Consider the following 18,488-nt stretch of genomic DNA (forward strand, 5'->3'; position numbering starts at 1 on the left):
TTTCAGCGCTGCACCTTCCTCAAATATCCTATGAGTTGTGGGCAGCTGGACTGCCCACATTTCATTTTGGCTTGGCGGTAAAGCCGGGAACTTGGCCTGGATACTGCAGGATGCCTACGCGCGTCACAAAAAGGCGCCGTGTCGGCGGCTAAACGAACCAGATCCGCTGGTCATTTGGAGCTTGAACGTATGCGTGTTTTGGTCGTCTCGGCCATGTTTCCGCCGAATGTCCTTGGCGGTGCTGAAATTTCTGCTTTCAACCTCGCCTCGTGGCTGCTGCGGCAAAATAACGAAGTCGGCGTGCTTATGGCCGCGAAATCCCCGGAAGAGGAGAAGTTTGGCGAGATCGTCGACGGGATGAAGGTATGGAGCGTCTACATGCCGCGTCCATACCCCATATTCGCGCAAGGCGCGGTTCACCAAAAATACCTCAAACCTGTCTGGCATCTGCAGGACCATCTCGATCCACGCAACCGAACAAGGGTCTCGAAGGTTATCGAGGAATTTAGACCCGACTTCTGCAACGTCCACTATCTGACAGGGATAGGCCATAATGTGCTTAGCGAGCTCGGCAAGCGCGACATTCCAGTCATGTACGTCATGCCCGACCTTGCTCTGTCTTGCGTACGCCTGACCATGTTTCGCGATGGAAAGACGTGCGAACGTCAATGTTGGCCCTGCAAACTATCGGCGGCCTCAAAACGCAACGACTTCCGCTCGGTTCGGCGCATTGGGTTTTGCGCACCATCGCGTGCAAATCTAGAACGCAACGCCCGCTTCCAGGCACTCGACGCCTATCCAACCGCCCATATCCTGAACGCCAACAAGTATCCGGCGCCAACCGTCGTGAGAAATCCTTCGGCGAAGGTGCGCTTCATATACGTCGGCCGCCTTCACGCAGCCAAGGGCGTCGACCTGCTCATCCAGGCCGCGGATATGATGAACCAAGATCTGGATCTTTCTCTAACCATCGTTGGCGGCGGCGCTGAGGAAGAGGCCCTGCGGCAGAAATACGGTCATCACCCGCGCATCGAGTTCACCGGACACGTGCCGCTCCAGGAGGCGATCAATCGCATAGCAGCGAGCGACGTCCTCTGTATCCCGTCCATCTGGCTCGAGAACTCCCCGGGTGTCGTCATCCAGGCACTAGGCATGGGTGTCCCCGTGATTGGCAGCGAAGTCGGAGGCATCCCCGAATTGGTTCAGCACGATGAGACGGGCCTGCTTGTGGCACCAGGGGATGTCACCGCATGGCGCAACGCCATGCAGGAGTTGGTCATGGACCGAGCGCGCCTCGGCAGGTTTCAACAAAATGCCGCGGGCCGTGCCAACGAATTTGATCAGGATTTCATTGGCAGGCGCTATGTCGCCTTCATGGATCGGATAATGAATTTTGAAGGTCTACCGGTCCACTGACGCGGAGGAAGGGCATCTGAAAATGACATTTCCGATCCATATCACCCGTGCGACAAAGCTCATACTCGCAGCTGTATCTGCCGTGGTCCTTGCGAGCCTCTTCGTCCACCCCGCGACGGCAGAGACGAAAACGATTGTTTTTCCCCATCGAGACGCACCGGCAACGGCCCCACGACAGATTATCTTTGGCGCGAATATCCACTATGGGCTGCGGCGGATACTCGGCTACACCTCGGTCGACCAGGGAATTAAGCAGCTTAGCGACATCGGCGCGGTCTCGTTTCGCGATTACCTACCCTGGCAATCCTTCGATTTCAGGTCAGGAGCTCCGTCCCTCGTCTACTCCGAGCGACTGATGAGCTTTCTTCCCCAAGCAAGGTTCAAGCCACTCCTCAATCTGGGAGGCGCCAACAGCCAGGTTTCGGGCGGAGTGCCGCCGATGTCCGAAGAGGGACTGCAATACTTCGATCGCTATCTTGAAGCAGTCGTTGCGACGACCAAAAAGTACGATCCGATCTACGAAATCTGGAACGAATGGAATATGTACATCGGCACCGGACCTCGTATGCCGCGCTTGCAGAGCGCCGGCGATGCGAGCGATCCGCGAGCCGCGATTCACTATGCACGCATTGCGAGAACGGCGGTGGATACGATTAAGAACGCCAATCCTCATGCCGTCGTGATCGTAGGTGCCGTCGGCGACGACGCTGACTGGGCCTGGGCACAAGCGATCACGCGCTATGGCGCGCTCGATCATGCCGATGGCTTATCCGTTCATCTCTACAATCAATGCGCGAGATTGGCATCCGATCGGACTGCCAAAGAAATGATCGTGCGCCTGGAGAGGCTGCAGGGAGCCTTGCGGTCGATTAGAAACGGTCAAGAGACCCCCATTTATGTCACCGAGTTTGGTTGGCCGACATCCCAAGGTAATTGCGGCATGCCCCTGGATGTTTCTGCTTACAATTTCGCTCATTTCATTTTGGAGAGCGCTACGTTGCCATGGCTCAGAGGGGCATGGATGCATGAGCTGAAAAATGTTGGGCCGGATCCGGTGGAGCGCGAAAACAACTTTGGCCTCTTCACATTTGACGATAAGCCGAAGCCCGCTGTCTGCTTCATGCGCCAGGCCATAGACTTGGTGAGGTCGGCCAAGTTGCTGGAATTGCGCGAGCCGTTTCCGGACGTCTTTGTGCTACGCGCTGTCTCAGCCGGCAGACAAACAGTCGTACTTTGGACGTCAGGTCCCTTCAGACATGCCAACTACAAGTTCGACGATACGGCATTGCACGCCCGCATGATGTGTGGCGACACAATACCGACAAGCCAGCGTGCGAGCGTGGGAGCGCAACCCGCAATCTACGAGTTTGATCAGAGTTCTCAAATAAGCGTGACCTTGGATACGGGAGAACTTCCCGCTCAAGGGCACAAGTGAGCCGCGCGACTGGGTCTTGAAATATCATGAGTTCCGATGCTGTTGTACTGTAAGAGGCTCCTTTCCGAGCTCCGCAAGAAGAACCATGGCGCCCCCCGATTGTGGTTCATCGGACCGATGCCGCCCCCCATACATGGGCAATCCCTCTACAACACCGTATTGCTGGACTTCCTGCGCAGCTATCGCTCTCCGACGTGCTTGCCGCTGGGTGGAACCAGATCGGAGAAACTCGCCGGAGCGCTTTTGTTGCCTCTGGTCATGCTCTTTGTCGCCCGCCGCAAAGACGACATCTATACCTCACCTCCCGGCCAGGGTGGGGTCTGGACATTCTTAATTCTGCTAGCAACGCTCCGCATTCGTCATCTCGACCACTTCGTGCATCACCATTCCTTCCGGGCAATCAATCAGGCGCCGGCGCTTTCCGCAAAGCTGCTGGCGCAAATCGGCGGAAGATACCAGCGCCATATTTTCCTCTCGGACGGAATGAGAGAACGATATGCAAAACTCTACCTGAACGAGCATCAACGATCTCGAAGTCTGGTCCTGCCCAACTCCTTCTTGTTTTATGATCCCGTAGATCATATGCCCCAGCGCTCCGGGCCCATCACGTTAGGCCATTTGAGCGTTATCACCCGCGAGAAAGGAATTGTTTATCTGATGGACCTCGCGGAGCGCATGATGCGGGTTCGATCCGATTTCCGCTTGCTGTTGGCCGGCCCGGTTCGTGATGCTTCTCTCAAGGAAGAGATACTCGCATTTTGTGCACGTACCTCCGACAGGGCCGTGTATCTGGGGCCGGTCTACGGCGATCAAAAGGCCGATTTCTACCGAGCCGTCGATATCTTCGTTCTTCCTTCACGCCTGCTCGACGAAGCCGACCCTCTGGTTTTGCTGGAGTCCTACAGCAACGGCTGCGAGGTTGTGGCGTCGAGCACCGGTTGTATTCCGGAAAGAATTCGGTCGGCGGACCAACTCCTCTCCTTTACCTCCGACAATGACTGCGCCCTGGTGGGCCGCATCGTCGACCAATGCAAAGCGGATCGAAGCGGAGTTTCCTCATCGTGCGTTGCGCACGCCCAGCGGCTCTATGCGAACTCGCGGGAAGCGGCCATCCGGTTTCTTGGAGCGCTGTCGATCTCGATTCCGCTCGATGCATTTCCCAACAAATCTGGCCAAGCCGAGAAGCCGTGAACATATCCAGCATCTCGCGAATTTGCTCGATGCGGCCGAGATGACGGACGCGCGACGAACCGAAGAACGATGGTACGAAAACGACATGCATCAAATTCGTGCAGAGAGTGACACTAAAAGAGACTCTCCACGATGGCATTTGGTACAGGGGGCTCCGAGGAATTGTGATATGAGCCGTGGCCCGTTAAAGCTAAGAGACAGAGAGTTGATGAACGATCCTCAAGCCAGCCGGAGCGTCACCTCGATGAGCCTCGCCGCGCCATGCCATCCCGCATGGACACATGATTTACTACAGTTCCCACTCTGCAGGAATTTCGCTCAATGAGCTGCCCGAGTAAGCTCCAGGCGATCATCGTCAACTTCAGAACCCCCAAACTAACCATTCGCTGCATAAGGTCGATGCTGGAACATCGCGTGGTGGATCGGGAGAGCGTGTTGATTGTCGACAACTGTTCCGGAGACAACTCGGTCGAGGAGTTTCGCAAGGCTCTACCCGACATTCGAACAATTGTCGCCGATCATAACGGCGGGTTTGGAGCCGGCGTTAATCTAGGTGTGGCGAAGACGACTGCCGACTATCTTCTTATCCTCAATCCAGACACCTATTTTGAATTCAACAGCGCCGCGTCCGTCGTGGATTTGATGGAGCGAGGTCCCGGAGTCGCCCTGGTCGGGATGGACCTCGTCAATCCCGACGGAAGTCGTCAGTATTCGGCTCGCCGCTTCTACTCGGTGTTCGACGTCCTCGCCCGACGCGTGGATTGGATCGGAGCGATGGTGCCCCAGCGGGCCGAGAAGCATCTGATGAAGGGCGCTTGGGAGACCGGCGAGCCATTCGATGCAGAATGGGTCATGGGAACCGGCTTCGTCGTCCGGCGCTCAGCGTTCGAACTCATCCGCGGAATGGACGAGAGGTATTTCCTCTACATGGAGGACGTCGATCTCTGCGCCCGTCTTTGGCGCGCGGGATACAAGGTCAAGGGGATGCCGGGTGCCAAGTTGGTCCATGATCACCAACGGTCGAGCGCGGCCGGTCCCCTTACATTTGCCGGTAGGACGCACATTCATAGCCTGTTTCTATTCAGGTCGCGGTTTACGGTTCCGCTGTTCCGGCCACCGGGCGTGGACAAGATCGCTAGACGCAAAGCTGGGAACTAAGTGTTTGGCAGCGGTCACGCCGAGACGTGACCGGCAGAGCGATCTTTCATGACGTCCGAACTTCCGAAAGAAGAAACCCCGGTGCGGCGACACGGACAATTACTACAGCTGAACTGGATCCGGGCCATCGCAGCGCTGCTCGTCGTCGCCTATCACTGCGAAGTCACCATGATGTTGCCGAAATACTTCGGCGCCAGCACGCTTCCATTTTTCAAGGCCGGCCATTCGGGCGTTCAGCTGTTTTTTGTCCTGAGTGGCTTCGTCATTTACCTGGCGCATCATCGCGATTCCGAGGGTGACGGCAGCATCGTCGCCCGATTTGCGGCGAAGCGATTTCGTCGCATCTATCCATCACTTTGGATCGTGCTCGTTCCTTTGATCATCCTGTCGCTTTTCGGATTCGCAACACGGGTACCGAGCAACGCCGACGTCGCCTTGTCGCTGCTGATTTTGCCGGCGCAGGAAGAGGTGATCCTGGCTACGGAATGGACGCTTCGCCATGAAATTCTCTTCTACGCCATGTTCGTCTGCTTTCTCTGGAATCGCAGAATCGGGTTCTGGCTTCTGGTTGCCTGGGGCTTCATCGGCCTCCCTCTCGCTCTGTTCGACGACAAGGGCTGGCTGATCGACTTCATCTTCAACAACAATCACGTACTATTTCTGTGTGGTGTCGGCATCGCATGGCTCTACATACGTGGATACTCTGCTGCTGGCCCCTATTTTCTCTTCGCCGGGTTGATCGTTTTCGCGGTCACATTCTACTTCGGCATATCGAAGCAGATCCCTCCAAACGGAGAACTCCTGCTGTTTGGACTGGGCGCAGCAGGAATTATCCACGGCGCATGTTCAATGCCGTTCCTGAACCGGAGAATTGTTCCGCTGGAGGAGGCGGGGGCTGCCTCATACGCTCTCTATCTCATTCACTATCCGCTGATCTCGCTGCTTGTGAAGCTCGCGGTCAAGCTCAACACGGCGGTAGCAGCGCCACGCGCCCTGTATTTTGTGGTCATTATCGTGATCTGTCAGGTGATCGCGATCGTTTTCCATCATCTGATAGAAGCCCCTCTGATGAAGGCTTCGTGGATGCAGAGGTTGTTCCTGCCTGCCCGGGCGACAGCGGCCGCCTCAGGCTTTCAAGGACCGGCTCCTGATATTGTAGAACCGCAACATGCCAGAACGTCCTCATCGGACTAGATGGAACTGAGCAACGCCTGCGCGGACGAGATCCAAGTGTACCGCGATCTCCGGCTCAACTGACCGGCAAGCTCGGCTTCGGACGGAGCTCCCTTTTCGATCCGCTCTCGCATCAATCGAGCCAGATGTTCCGAATCCGTGGGACTGCAATACTCCGCGGCATCTCCGCATACCTCGCGTAGCACCGCGATGTCCGACACGATGACGGGACATCCAAACACCATGGCCTCCAGCGGAGGCACGCCAAACCCTTCGTACAGGCTCGGAAAGATCAGCGCGGTTGCATGGCGATACAAAGCCGCCATGGAGGCGTCGGAAATGTGTCCGGTGGGGATCACCCGATCGTCAGGCATTATATCACTGCGGCCGAAGACCCGCTCGTTGGCTGCGCCCACGATCACCAACAGGTAATCCCGGGGGAGCGATTTTATCGCTCGGGTTACAAGTTCGACATTCTTGTTTCGCTTGTTGGAGCCGATAGCCAGAAAATATCGCCCCGGCACCAGGTTGAGCCTGTGCAATATCTCATCGTCGGCCGGAATCCCGGCCAGATGCTCGGCGCTGTTTGAGCAAACGGAAATGTCTTCGACCGGAATCTTCAGGACGTCGGAGAGCTCGCGTTGAGAAAAATGCGACACCGTCACGATGCGAGCGGTCCTGGCGTAGAGCCGCCCGAGACAACGGTGAAACTGACCATAGCTGCGGCTGAAGAACTCGGGATGCCGAAAGACCTGCGCATCGTGCAGGACGATATGGTGCCGGCGATGGAGCACGGGCCCGGAATTGGCGAGACTGAGGAGAGTGCCGCTTCGCGCGGCCATGGCGAGATCGATCTGGTCCCAAGCGTGCCCCGTCCGCTTTCCGATCTTCGCGATGCGGATATGTTTCAGCGAGAGACGGTCCTCGGCATTCGAAGGCACGAGGAGGGTCCAATTCGCGCTGCCGAGCCGTTCAGGCAGCTGCTTCCGATCAATCAGCTGGTCGATCGCCTTGACGATCTCCGCGGCAAATCTCTGAACGCCGCTGACGGGCTGCGAGAGAAATCGACCGTTTATAAAAACATCAGGCATGTTTCTTGCGGCTTGACAGGGTCTACGGCAGCTTCGAACGGCTGAGAACCATGAGAGACCATCCGCCGACAAGCCGGACCGTCGCATCGGGGGCAGCGAGAAACGCCAAGCGTCGGGGCCATGCGGCCAGCCGCTTCTTCCAGGTCTTGTAAGACTGATCGATCGCCCAAGCCGTATAGAAGCAGTCGATTGTCTCCAGGCCCGATTCCTCGATCATGGACAGCGCGCTGGCCCGCGAGAAATAATGGATATGCCCCAGCGTGCGACGGGCTTCGGGAAGCACCCAACCGCGCCCGACCGCAAGCGCGCTCATGTCGAGCGGGACATGGATGACCTGCCAACGAGACATATTCCCCATCGCCCGTAAGAATTCGAACGGGTTCTCGACGTGCTCCACCACGTCGATCGCCATCGTCAGATCGAATTGCTTTCCGGCCTGAAAAGCATTCTGCATGCTGAAGCTCAGATTGTCCGACGCTCGTTTGAGGGACAATTCATGAGCATAGGGAGAGACTTCAAAGCCCTCCAATCTCGATTGCGCATATTGCTTGGAGAGTATCCCTACGATCGCACCCGTCCCGCAGCCGATGTCAGCCAATGTTTTCCATTGGATGCCGTTGCGATCGAGAATCGTCCGGATATGCGCCGCCTTCCACGGAGCATCTTCCTCGTGCCAATTCGGATTGTCGACGGCGTAGTCGTCCTGCCTGTACCGGCTCGTTGCGTCGGGCGCCGGCCGCTCCATCGAGGAAGAATTCATGCCGGTTGCGCCCTCACGCATTCGTAGAAGGCAACGACTCGCCGCCCCAAAGTGTCCTGATTGAACTCTTGCATTGCCGCGTCGGCGCTGTCCTTGTACGCCTCGAGACGCTCCGGTTGATCGAGTATGCCCTCGATCGCCGTACTCCAGGCTCTTACATCGCCCGCCTCCACAAGGACACCATTTTTCTCGTGCATCACGAGTTCCGGTATTCCGCCGGCATTGCTTCCCATGACAGGGAGGCCATGCCCCAGCGCTTCGATGATCACGCCAGGGGAGTTTTCGAACCAAATGGACGGCACGAGAAGGAGGTCGCTTTGGGCCATGCGATTGGCGACTTCCTGGCCTGAGACATGGCCGGCGAACCCGATCCAGCGATGATGACCATAGCGCCGCTTGAGATCATCTTCGCTGGGGCCGGTGCCCACCAGCGTCAGCGTAAACTCGTAGCGCTCCGACAATGGCTCGAGGGCCTGCAGCAGGACATACAGCCCTTTCGATTCATGTAGACGTCCGACATATAGGAAGCGAACGACCCTCGATGCATTCTTCGCGACGGTCGAATTCGGCGATTTATTGGGATTCAGGATATGGGCCTGGGCCCAGGCCTGGATCGGTTGAAACGCCGACAGCCGGCGAAGAATCGCAAGCGAAGGCGAGATGAATCCCAACCGTGGAACGGAGCGGAGAAAAGCGAGTTTCGCTCTCGACGAAAACGCACAGGGGGCGCATAGGCGATCGCACTCCCGGCCGGACTTGAACATCGCCATCCTCACGCAAGCGAGGCTAAGGTCGTGAACCGTGAAGACGACGGGTATTTTCCTGCCGCCGATCGCGCGAAGGGTATTCCAGCCGATGCCTTGCAGGACGTGGATGTTGACCAGGTCCGGGGCAAATTCGTCGAGGACCTGACGCATGATCCGATCGTTGCGAGGATCAAAATGGTCTTGAAGATGCCAAATGGATTTCTGTAAACCGGATTTTTGAGCGGCTACAAACACCGTGTACGGCCGAGGCATGTGAATGCGCCAGACTTTGAGACCGTCAACGATCGCCCCCCTCACCTCGTCCGCGGGAGCCGGTGATGTGGTGAGGACGGCGACCTCGTGACCGTTCGCCTGAAGCCACGCCGCCAGATTGCTCGCAGAAATTTCAGCTCCGCCTTGAACGAAGGGCGGAAAGAAGGCCGAGACGATCAGAATTCGCATGTACGTTCGTTACCTGACACAATAGAGGCGAAGATGGCCAGAGCGGCGAAAACGGGGTTGGTGATTGCAATCATCGCAGCAGGTTTGCTCTTCGGCAAAATCTACGCTGCCAATCAAGCGACATCCATCTCGATTGGCAAGCAGCCGTTGGCCGAACGAGCCGAACGGCCGATCATCGGCGTCGGCGTGCACTTCGGGATAGGTGGAGAATATGGCTATTCCCCGCAAAAGTCCGCGCTGATATTGCGCTCCGATGCATTCGATTCAGTCAGGGACGATTTGGCGTGGAGCCTGTTTCGAGCTGGACCCGGAATTGGCGACACAACAATTCAAGCCCGCGAACCCGTCAAATTGTTCGATTTCCTGGACCAGACCCAGGCGAGGCCCCTGCTCATTCTGGGTCATCCCAATCCTCTCGTTCCCGACGGCCAACCTCCGCTGACCGATGTCGGCCGAAAGAGCTTTGCCGAATTTGCGGCGAAGGCAGTCCAAACGACCGCCAAGCGAAACCCAATCTACGAGATCTGGAACGAATGGAACATGAACGCCGTGCTGGGACGCCCGTTCCTGGTCGGCGAAGGCGATCCGAGCGATCCACGCGCGGCGAGCCATTATTCCGCCCTCGCGAAGGAGGCGCTTGCGAAGATACGCAGCGTGGCCCCGAAAGCGCAGGTATTGGTCGGGGCCGTCGGGATGGATCCCGATTGGAAGTGGACCATGGCCCTCTTGCGTTCCGGCGCGCTGGAAGGTGCAAGCGGCCTGTCCGTCCACCTCTACAATCACTGCGAGCGCGAGGTTTCCAACCGAAGCGCAGAGGCTGCGATCCGGCAGATCAGCACCTTGCGCCAGTTGCTGGATTCCTCCGGATCGAACATCCCGATCTACGTTACGGAAGTTGGTTGGCCGACGACTTCGAAGACTTGCCCGATCTCTACGCAGACAGCAGCGAACAATATCGCGCAATTCCTGCTCTGGATGGCGGCCACACCCTGGTTGAAGGGAGCATGGATCTACGAAATGAAGGATCAGGGCCCTGATCCGGCCGCCCTGGAGGACAACTTTGGCCTGTACGACTATGCCTTCTCGCCGAAGCCGGCTGCATGCTTTACCCGCGAGGCGATCGGTATCATCAAGAGCGCGGGCGCAATGAGACTTGAACGACCTTTCCCTGAATTGTCCGTCATCGAGGCAACGACCTCTGCGGGTAAGCGGCTGATTGCCTGGACTTCGCACGAGACGGTCTCAGCGACCCTGGAATTCCCTGACGGAATGGAACCGGAATTCGCTCCGTTGTGCCAGCAGAAGGCTACATCGAAGACGATAAAGATCGGGGCAACGCCTGTCGTGATCACCTTGCCGACGACAGCCCCAATCGAATTGAAGGCAGCAATCGCTCGCTAATACCCGAGAGCTAACGGGTTCCCACCCCAAACACAGTCCTCGGGCCCCGGGCAGGTGCAGAGCAGCCCGAGAGGCCCTTCCGGACTTGATGGAGAGCATTGGCAACGGTTCGCGGGAATAGGCCACGTATGGGCAAGGCCCTCACAAGGCCTTTGAGCACGCTTAACGCGTCAACCCAACATGCTGTCGGATCACCTGGGGCCGAAATAATGGTCCGCAGACATAACCTTCGTGGAATGATTCGATTCGAAGATGCTTGGCGCGCTCAGCCTACTTCAACAGGGTCGCTCCAAGACTCAATAGCTCAAACTTCGTTGATTGGGGGGGAGGCGCAGGCAGAATCAATCTTTCAGCCCCGTCTCGCCAGCCCGCACCGCGCCGTCAGTAAGCTTCCTGATGGATCAGGGCCAGAGCGGTCTTCAGGATGATCCTGATGTCCAGCCAGATGCTCCAATTGCTGACGTACCAGACATCGTACTCGACCCGCTTCTCCATCAGGTCGATGGTCGGCGTCTCGCCGCGGAAACCGTTGACCTGCGCCCAACCGGTCAGGCCCGGCTTCATGTGGTGCCGATACACATAGTTGCTGATGAGCTGGTCATAATAATTGTCATGCGCGAGCGCATGCGGCCGCGGTCCGACCAGCGACATCTCACCGCGCAGGACGTTCCAGAGCTGCGGCAACTCGTCGATGCTGGTCCGTCGCAGCACACGACCGACGCGGGTAACGCGGGCGTCAGACTTCGTCGCCTGCGTCACGGTGTGGCCATTCTCTGCCACCGTCATGGAACGGAACTTCCAGATCTGGAACGGCTTGCCGTTGAAGCCGCGCCGGGACTGCTTGAAGATCACGTGGCCCAGTGAATCGAGCTTGATCATGATCGCCGCCGTCATCAGCAGCGGTGCCAGCAGCAGCAGGGCAAACGAGGCAAGGCCGATGTCCAGGCAGCGCTTCTGCGCCCGCTCGAACACGGTGAGCGGCGCACGCTGGATCTCGATGGCAACTGTGCCGCTGACCGGCTGGAACGGCCGCGAGACGAGATCAGCGATCGGGAAGTCCGGCAGCAGGCGAATCGGCTGAGGAACCACGCGCAGGTGCTGGCTCAGCCTCTGGAGCAGAGGCATCTCGTCCCAGTCGATGACCAGGAGATATTCCTCGACATCGGCCGCGCGCGCCTGATGGACAACGTCGCGAATCTCGTGATCCCACCCCTCACCATCTTCGGACGGCCCGAGAACGAAATGACGCACGACGTTGAAGCCGTGCTTGCGCAGATCCTTGAAACGGCTCGACGTGAAATCGAGCGGCTTCAGGCTGAGCAGCACGACCTTGCGGTCGACCAGGCGGCCTCTGGCATAGCTCGAGTTCAATGCGATGCGCCACAGCAGCCGCAGCCCGCCGAGGGCGACACCACCAGTCGCAGCAAACAGCAGCGTGGTTCCGCGCGACAGATCCGCCGACGATTTGAGCAGGAACGCCTCGACCGCGAGAATGGTCAGCGAGATGGCCCAGATCGCCAGCGACTTGCGAAGCTGCCAGACCGTGTTGAGCAAACGATGATGATCATAGACGCCCTGGAAGTATGAGATCGTCACGAACACGGCGGCAACCACCAGACCTGCACCTACCGACGAATCCTGCTCCGCAACGAGCAGCCGATAAAGGCCGCTCGCAGCGAAATAGCTCAACAGGAGTGCAAGAAAGTCACCAGCGATCAGAGCGATCTGGAGGGGACGTTGGAGAGCACCGCGACGGTTCGATACAACCGAATAAAAGTTTTCCGAACCATAAGTTGCTACAGCCATCCGAACCTCGCTGCCTCGTCACGCACTCGCAACCGCCGAGTTGCAAGCAGTCGACTTAAAATTTGCGGTGCGCCTTCGGCAATGTCTTAACTAAACAAAGCAACAATGCGGCACTGCACCTAAAAAATCAAATCTATTTTCTGCGATGCGGCGCCTGCATACGTGCATGCTCAAAGTGTTGTCACAAGGCTGACATTTGCCTGAGCAATGCGCCGAGTTTCGCATCAAATCATTCTAATTTTACACATTATTGCGCGCGCATTTGAACGGTTGTTCAACCCTGTTGCTTAAGCCGACCTTAGGCCGGCGCCATTAACAATCGTGGCGGTTTCTGGGGAGTTGTGCCGTGAGTACCGTCGCCATTTTCAGTCTACTGATCGGATCGTTGCTTGGCGGCCGATTCCGGATTTTCATTCTGCCGCCGGCCATCGTGCTGGGCGGAGCGATGATTGGCGCCGTCTCTGCCTGGCAGGGACAAGGCCCGGCTCACATTGTCGTTATGATCGTTGTCTTTGCGGCCGTGCTCCAGCTCGGCTATCTCGGCGGCGCGCTTCTGGTCCGCTCGCGTGCGGCAGCGTATCGCAGCGCGGCCGCACCGTCGATCGACAGCCGCAGCTTCGGCTGAGCGCACCAAGCCCGGCAAATCGACGCCTCGTCAGATCGCACGGGTGATAGGACAGCCGCAAGAACCGGCGTTCATATAGCGTGGACGAAAAAAGCTGCTCATGCTGACCCGAATTCGTCGATAGCGTATTGACATCTCGGACGAAGCTCTCTGAAAGAGTTGGGCCCCATGGTCACCACCTCGACTCAGAACTCGCCACGGCCGATGCTGCCGAACGGTGTGCGGATCTACGCACTCAGCGACATCCACGGCTGTGCGCATTTGCTCGAACAGATGTTCGCCGTCATCGATGCGGACATGGCGAACAGCCGGCCGTATCGCGCGATCGAGGTCTTTCTCGGCGACTATATCGACCGCGGACCGGACTCGCGTCACACTCTTGATCTCCTGATCGATCGCAGCCGCCGCCGCAACACGGTCTTTCTCAAGGGCAACCACGAGGCCTATTTCACCTCGGTGCTGGATGATCCCTCGCGCACCGGCGACTGGTTTCAGTTCGGCGGCCTCCAGACCCTGATGTCCTACGGTATCTCGGCAACGCCCGATCTCAGCAAGGACGAACAGTCCGATCTCGTGCGCGAGCTCACTTCGACGATGCCGCCACAGCACATCGCGTTCCTGCGCCAGTTGCGGCCGACCTTCACATGCGGCGACTTTTTCTTCGTGCATGCCGGCGTCCGTCCGGGAATCCCGCTGTCCGAGCAGCGCGAGCAGGATCTGCTATGGATCAGGGACGAATTTCTCCAGAGCAAGAAGCGTTTCGGCAAATACGTCGTGCACGGTCATACGCCGGTACGCCAGGCCGAGCTACTCGAGAACCGTGCCAATATCGATACCGGAGCGTATGCCACCGGCAACCTGACCCTGTTGTCGATTCAGGGCAACAGCATGCTCGCGATCTAGCGACGCGAGCGCGGAGCGTCAGTTGGTCTGGCTTGCCGGCGGCCGGTATTCCGGGAACCGGCTGAGCATCGCCGCCTTCAGGAATTTGAAATGGGCGATCGAGGCGCTGAGCTCCTTGAGCCTGCGCTGGCCGTTCAGGATTTCCTTGTCGAACAGGTCCTGGTGGTGATTGTCGAGCGCCTCGCGCTCGAGATATTCGTCATTGCCGTTACCAATGGTCACAGCCGCGCGCGCCAGCACGTCTTCCACCCGGCGATTCAGACCCGATTGCTCACGCTCCGCCGCATGCAGCGCGTCCTCGATCGCGACCATGATTGCTTCGATGCGTGTGCGATCCGTGTCGGCGTCGCGCTCGGGCGAGCGGGCACGGAACGTCTGCTCTCCGCCGAAGCGGTCTTTCAGGAAATTGTGAGTGCGGGCCCGCAAGAAGAGCTGAAACATGCGTGCACTTTCGGTTCGAGGCGCCAAACCGGAAAATGGGCCCTGGATGGTTAACAAAGTTTAAAGGCCGCGGAACGTTGTGCTCCGATGCCGCCCCGTGAACCGGCTTCAAATCGTCGCCTTGAAAGCATCCAGCTCGCGATCGAGCGCCTGCTGCCAGCTCGGCGGCGTGATGCCGAACTGCTCGCGCAGCCGCGTAAGATCAAGGCGAGAATTGAACGGCCGCTTCGCCTTGACCGGAAATTCGTCCGAACGGATTGGAACGATTTCCTTCACCGCGAATTGGACGCCCCTCGATTGCAACCCGGCAACGATCGCAGTCGCAAAGCCGTGCCAGCTGGTCTCGCCGGCGCAGACCAGATTGACGACGCCGCCTCGCTGCTCGAACGTCTTGCGAAGGTCATCGTCGCTCCGCGGCAGCATCGCAACCACCGCTTGCGAAATCGCACTGGCTGCCGTCGGAGCACCGATCTGGTCGGCAACGATCCGCAACTGCTCGCGCTCTCCGGCGAGCCGCACGATCGTCTTGAGGAAGCTCGCACCGGTTGCTGAGTAAACCCAGGACGTCCGCGCGATCACATGCAGGGCACCCGCCTCGGCGATGGCCTGATCGCCGGCCAGCTTGCTTTGGCCGTAGACCGAGAGAGGACCCGGCGTGCTGTCCTCGCGCCAGTGACGATCACTGGAGCCGTCAAATACATAGTCCGTCGAAAAGTGCACCAGCGGCACGCCGCGGGGCGCTGCCCACTGAGCGATTGCCTTGGGAGATTCCGCGTTGATCCGAAACGCGAGCTCTCGCTCGTCTTCCGCACGATCCACAGCTGTATAAGCGGCGGGATTGATGATCAGATCCGGCTTGATCGAATCCAGCCTGCCAGCAAGCTCGTCCGGACGCGACAGGTCGAACTGTTCCCGCAGCGGCGCAACGATATCAGCTCGTTCCCGAAGCAGCGGAAGCAAGGCTCCGCCCACCTGCCCCGCAGAACCCGTCAGCAGGATCCTCATGTCAGATCTCTCCGTAACGCGGGAGATTCTTCACATCTGCGAGCAAGGACGCGTCGGCATCCTTGGGCGACAGCGAGGGATCTGCGAGACCCCAGTCGATGCCGATCGCCGGGTCGTTCCATCGAACCGAGATCTCATCCTTCGGGCTGTAGAGCGAGTCGCACTTGTAGAAAAAATCGGCGGTCTCGGAGAGAACTGCAAAGCCATGCGCGAAGCCGCGAGGAACCCACAATTGCCACCGATTCTCCTCATTCAGTTCGACAGCAACATGACGCCCAAAATTTGGGCTACCGACGCGGACGTCGACGGCAACGTCCAGAACCCGGCCGCGGAGCGCCGTGACCAGCTTGCCCTGCGCGCCCGGATTTTGTAGGTGCAGGCCACGCAACACTCCATGACGCGAGCGTGACAGATTGTCCTGAACGAACGGCTGCGCAACCCCGCTCTGCGCGTACCGCTCGAATTGGTAGGTCTCCAAGAAAAAGCCGCGTAGATCACCGAATAGCTTCGGCTCGATGATCAAAACCTCGGGCAGATCTGTCTTGATAACGTTCATTCCAGCGACTTGAGCTCCGCACATAGAACAATCTTGTGCAGCGCACACTATCTGATAATTTCGAATTGGTAAACCAGAGGGACCTATGAAGGGAATTATACTCGCTGGCGGAACAGGCTCGCGCCTTTTTCCCGTCACGACAGTGGTGTCGAAGCAGCTGCTTCCGGTTTTCGACAAACCGATGATCTACTATCCGCTGTCGACACTGATGCTCGCTGGGATTCGCGACATTCTCATCATCTCGACGCCGCAGGACAAGCCGCTGTTCCAGCGCCTGCTCGGCGATGGATCGGAGATCGGCGTCAACTTCTCCTACGCCACGCAGGACACCCCGCGCGGTCTTGCCGACGCCTTCATCGTCGGCCGCGAATTCGTGGGATCGGATTCCGTCGCGCTGGTTCTCGGCGACAATATCTTTTACGGCCACGGACTTCCGGAGATGCTGGCCAGGGCGGCAACTCGCAAGAGCGGCGCCACGATCTTCGGCTATGTCGTCAACTCACCCGAGCAATACGGCGTGGTCGAGCTCGATAGCGACGGACGTGCGCGCTCGATCGAAGAGAAGCCCAAGCAGCCGAAGTCGAACGTCGCCGTCACCGGCCTCTATTTCTACGACAACAGCGTGGTCGAGATCGCTGCCGGGATCAAACCTTCGGCACGGGGCGAGATCGAGATCACCGACGTGAACAATGCCTACCTCGCGCGCGGCGACCTGTTCGTCGAAGTGCTCGGGCGCGGGTTTGCCTGGCTCGACACCGGCACGCACGCCTCGCTGGTCGAAGCCAGTCACTTCGTTCAGATCCTGGAACAGCGCCAGGGCTTGCGTATCGCCTGCCCCGAGGAAATCGCCTTGCGGCGCGGTTACATTTCGCTCGAAGCCTTCAAGAAGGTTGCAGAAAAAACCGCCAAAAGCAGCTATGGCGAGTATCTGCAATCGGTAGCCCGTTCCTTCGCCGCTCAAGACTGAGGCAGATCACATATGCGTTTCGAAGGCTCCACGATTTTCGTCACGGGCGGCGCGGGTTTCATTGGATCCGCAGTCGTCCGTCATCTGCTCCGCGACACGCACGCACGCGTCGTCAACATCGACAAGCTGACCTATGCGGCGAACCTCGAGTCGATCCCTGACGCCGAGGCAAATCCGCGTTATGCATTCGAGAAGCAATGCATTTGCGAGGCGACCTCGCTTCGCAAGCTGTTCGAGAAGTACCAGCCCGTCGCAGTGATGAACCTGGCGGCCGAGAGCCATGTCGACCGTTCGATCGACGGCCCCGGCGAATTCATCCAGACCAACATCGTCGGCACCTTCACGCTGCTGCAGGAGGCGCTGCGATACTGGAGGGGGCTGAGCCCGGACCGCCGCTCGCAATTCCGCTTTCTCCACATTTCCACCGACGAGGTATTCGGGTCGCTCGGCAAGGACGGTTACTTCACCGAGACCACGTCCTATTCGCCCAACTCGCCCTATTCGGCGAGCAAGGCATCCTCCGATCATCTGGTTCGCGCCTGGCGCGAGACCTACGACCTTCCGACGATGGTGACGAACTGTTCGAACAATTACGGGCCGTATCACTTTCCCGAGAAGCTTATTCCCCACATCATCATCAAGGGGCTCGCCGGCGAGCAATTGCCGGTTTACGGCGACGGACAGAACATTCGCGACTGGCTCTATGTCGAGGATCACGCCAAGGCGCTCACGCTCGTGCTCGAGCGCGGTGCGGTCGGTGAGACGTACAATGTCGGCGGCCGAAATGAACGCACCAATTTGCACGTCGTGGAAGGCATTTGCGACATGCTGGACGAAATGTCGCCACGCACGGCAGGCCCCCGCCGCGGCCTCATTTCGTTCGTCGCCGACCGCCCGGGGCATGACCGCCGCTACGCGATCGATGCTTCGAAGCTCGAGCGCGAGCTCGGATGGCGCGCTGACGAGAATTTCGAGAGCGGCCTTGCCAAGACGGTTCGCTGGTTCTTCGACAACCGCATCTGGTGGCAAACCATTCTCGATCGCGGCTATCAGCAGAAGCGCATCGGCCTCGGCTAGCTGGCCGGATCGACCTCGCTTTCGACAGCCCACGTCGACGTGCACCGGCAAATTCGACGATCTCGTGACAAAACCCGGCGAGCAGACGCAATGCCCCTGTCGTGAGCGGCGACGATCTTGGGCGTGATTGCAATCGAATAACTTCGAGGTCACAGCGGCTGCTGCAATACGAGGGCGACGTGACTCGCATTGAGGAATCGACGTACGAAGGGTTACTATTTATTGGATCGAAGATCCGTCTATTCAAGTCAGCAGAGACATCATGACAGACCAAG

17 protein-coding genes are annotated in these 18,488 nt (G+C 58.5%); 10 read left to right on the forward strand and 7 right to left on the reverse strand.

What is annotated here, in order from left to right:
* Window positions 1–189 precede the first annotated feature (189 nt).
* The 5 genes from K3F49_RS16355 to K3F49_RS16375 all read left to right on the forward strand — a co-directional run bounded on the left by K3F49_RS16355 (window position 190) and on the right by K3F49_RS16375 (window position 6,394).
* A complete protein-coding gene (locus K3F49_RS16355; RefSeq protein ID WP_234681961.1) occupies window positions 190–1,416 on the forward strand; it encodes a glycosyltransferase in 1,227 nt (408 codons plus the stop codon).
* A gap of 22 nt (window positions 1,417–1,438) precedes the next feature.
* Complete coding sequence (locus tag K3F49_RS16360) at window positions 1,439–2,851, forward strand: glycoside hydrolase 5 family protein (RefSeq protein ID WP_234681962.1); 1,413 nt, start codon at window positions 1,439–1,441, stop codon at window positions 2,849–2,851.
* A gap of 36 nt (window positions 2,852–2,887) precedes the next feature.
* The gene (locus K3F49_RS16365; protein ID WP_234681963.1) at window positions 2,888–4,042 is read left to right on the forward strand and encodes a glycosyltransferase family 4 protein; all 1,155 of its coding nucleotides are present in this window, start codon (window positions 2,888–2,890) and stop codon (window positions 4,040–4,042) included.
* A gap of 321 nt (window positions 4,043–4,363) precedes the next feature.
* A complete protein-coding gene (locus K3F49_RS16370; RefSeq protein WP_234681964.1) occupies window positions 4,364–5,200 on the forward strand; it encodes a glycosyltransferase family 2 protein in 837 nt (278 codons plus the stop codon).
* Between the two features lie 48 nt (window positions 5,201–5,248).
* Window positions 5,249–6,394, forward strand: a complete 1,146-nt coding sequence (locus K3F49_RS16375) for an acyltransferase family protein (RefSeq protein WP_234681965.1) — start codon at window positions 5,249–5,251, stop codon at window positions 6,392–6,394.
* On the opposite strand, the gene K3F49_RS16380 is transcribed toward K3F49_RS16375, so the two are convergent.
* Genes K3F49_RS16380 through K3F49_RS16390 form a run of 3 tightly spaced genes read right to left on the reverse strand, consistent with a single transcriptional unit; the run spans window position 6,391 to window position 9,432 of the window.
* A complete protein-coding gene (locus K3F49_RS16380) occupies window positions 6,391–7,464 on the reverse strand; it encodes a glycosyltransferase family 4 protein (protein ID WP_234681966.1) in 1,074 nt (357 codons plus the stop codon). The genes K3F49_RS16375 and K3F49_RS16380 overlap by 4 nt on opposite strands.
* Before the next feature lie 22 nt (window positions 7,465–7,486).
* Window positions 7,487–8,224 (reverse strand): class I SAM-dependent methyltransferase, encoded by a 738-nt coding sequence (locus tag K3F49_RS16385; RefSeq protein WP_234681967.1) that lies wholly within the window; start codon window positions 8,222–8,224, stop codon window positions 7,487–7,489.
* Window positions 8,221–9,432, reverse strand: a complete 1,212-nt coding sequence (locus tag K3F49_RS16390; protein WP_234681968.1) for a glycosyltransferase family 4 protein — start codon at window positions 9,430–9,432, stop codon at window positions 8,221–8,223. Before K3F49_RS16390 ends, K3F49_RS16385 begins: the two co-directional genes overlap by 4 nt.
* Before the next feature lie 33 nt (window positions 9,433–9,465).
* On the opposite strand from K3F49_RS16390, the gene K3F49_RS16395 reads away from it, so the two are divergent.
* Entirely contained in the window at window positions 9,466–10,833 is a 1,368-nt protein-coding gene (locus K3F49_RS16395; RefSeq protein ID WP_234681969.1) for a glycoside hydrolase family protein, read from the forward strand.
* A 381-nt stretch (window positions 10,834–11,214) separates the two neighbouring features.
* Here K3F49_RS16395 and K3F49_RS16400 read toward each other — a convergent pair whose 3' ends face one another.
* Complete coding sequence (locus tag K3F49_RS16400) at window positions 11,215–12,639, reverse strand: undecaprenyl-phosphate glucose phosphotransferase (RefSeq protein ID WP_234681970.1); 1,425 nt, start codon at window positions 12,637–12,639, stop codon at window positions 11,215–11,217.
* Between the two features lie 346 nt (window positions 12,640–12,985).
* On the opposite strand from K3F49_RS16400, the gene K3F49_RS16405 reads away from it, so the two are divergent.
* Together K3F49_RS16405 and K3F49_RS16410 are read left to right on the forward strand one after the other, a co-directional pair.
* Window positions 12,986–13,264, forward strand: coding sequence for a hypothetical protein (locus tag K3F49_RS16405; RefSeq protein WP_234681971.1), 279 nt, complete (start codon window positions 12,986–12,988; stop codon window positions 13,262–13,264).
* A 168-nt stretch (window positions 13,265–13,432) separates the two neighbouring features.
* Window positions 13,433–14,167 (forward strand): metallophosphoesterase family protein, encoded by a 735-nt coding sequence (locus K3F49_RS16410; protein ID WP_234681972.1) that lies wholly within the window; start codon window positions 13,433–13,435, stop codon window positions 14,165–14,167.
* 18 nt (window positions 14,168–14,185) lie between these two features.
* On the opposite strand, the gene K3F49_RS16415 is transcribed toward K3F49_RS16410, so the two are convergent.
* The 3 genes from K3F49_RS16415 to rfbC all read right to left on the reverse strand — a co-directional run bounded on the left by K3F49_RS16415 (window position 14,186) and on the right by rfbC (window position 16,169).
* Window positions 14,186–14,608, reverse strand: a complete 423-nt coding sequence (locus tag K3F49_RS16415) for a hypothetical protein (RefSeq protein WP_234681973.1) — start codon at window positions 14,606–14,608, stop codon at window positions 14,186–14,188.
* Between the two features lie 108 nt (window positions 14,609–14,716).
* On the reverse strand, window positions 14,717–15,613 hold the full coding sequence (gene rfbD, locus K3F49_RS16420; RefSeq protein WP_234681974.1) for a dTDP-4-dehydrorhamnose reductase: 897 nt from the start codon (window positions 15,611–15,613) through the stop codon (window positions 14,717–14,719).
* 1 nt (window position 15,614) lies between these two features.
* A complete protein-coding gene (gene rfbC, locus K3F49_RS16425; RefSeq protein ID WP_234681975.1) occupies window positions 15,615–16,169 on the reverse strand; it encodes a dTDP-4-dehydrorhamnose 3,5-epimerase in 555 nt (184 codons plus the stop codon).
* Window positions 16,170–16,254: 85 nt separating this feature from the next.
* On the opposite strand from rfbC, the gene rfbA reads away from it, so the two are divergent.
* Together rfbA and rfbB are read left to right on the forward strand one after the other, a co-directional pair.
* Entirely contained in the window at window positions 16,255–17,136 is an 882-nt protein-coding gene (gene rfbA / locus K3F49_RS16430) for a glucose-1-phosphate thymidylyltransferase RfbA (RefSeq protein ID WP_234681976.1), read from the forward strand.
* Between the two features lie 12 nt (window positions 17,137–17,148).
* Window positions 17,149–18,213, forward strand: coding sequence for a dTDP-glucose 4,6-dehydratase (rfbB, locus tag K3F49_RS16435; RefSeq protein ID WP_234681977.1), 1,065 nt, complete (start codon window positions 17,149–17,151; stop codon window positions 18,211–18,213).
* Window positions 18,214–18,488: the final 275 nt, after the last annotated feature.

It is taken from the genome of Bradyrhizobium monzae (assembly GCF_021458635.1).
GTDB lineage: Bacteria > Pseudomonadota > Alphaproteobacteria > Rhizobiales > Xanthobacteraceae > Bradyrhizobium.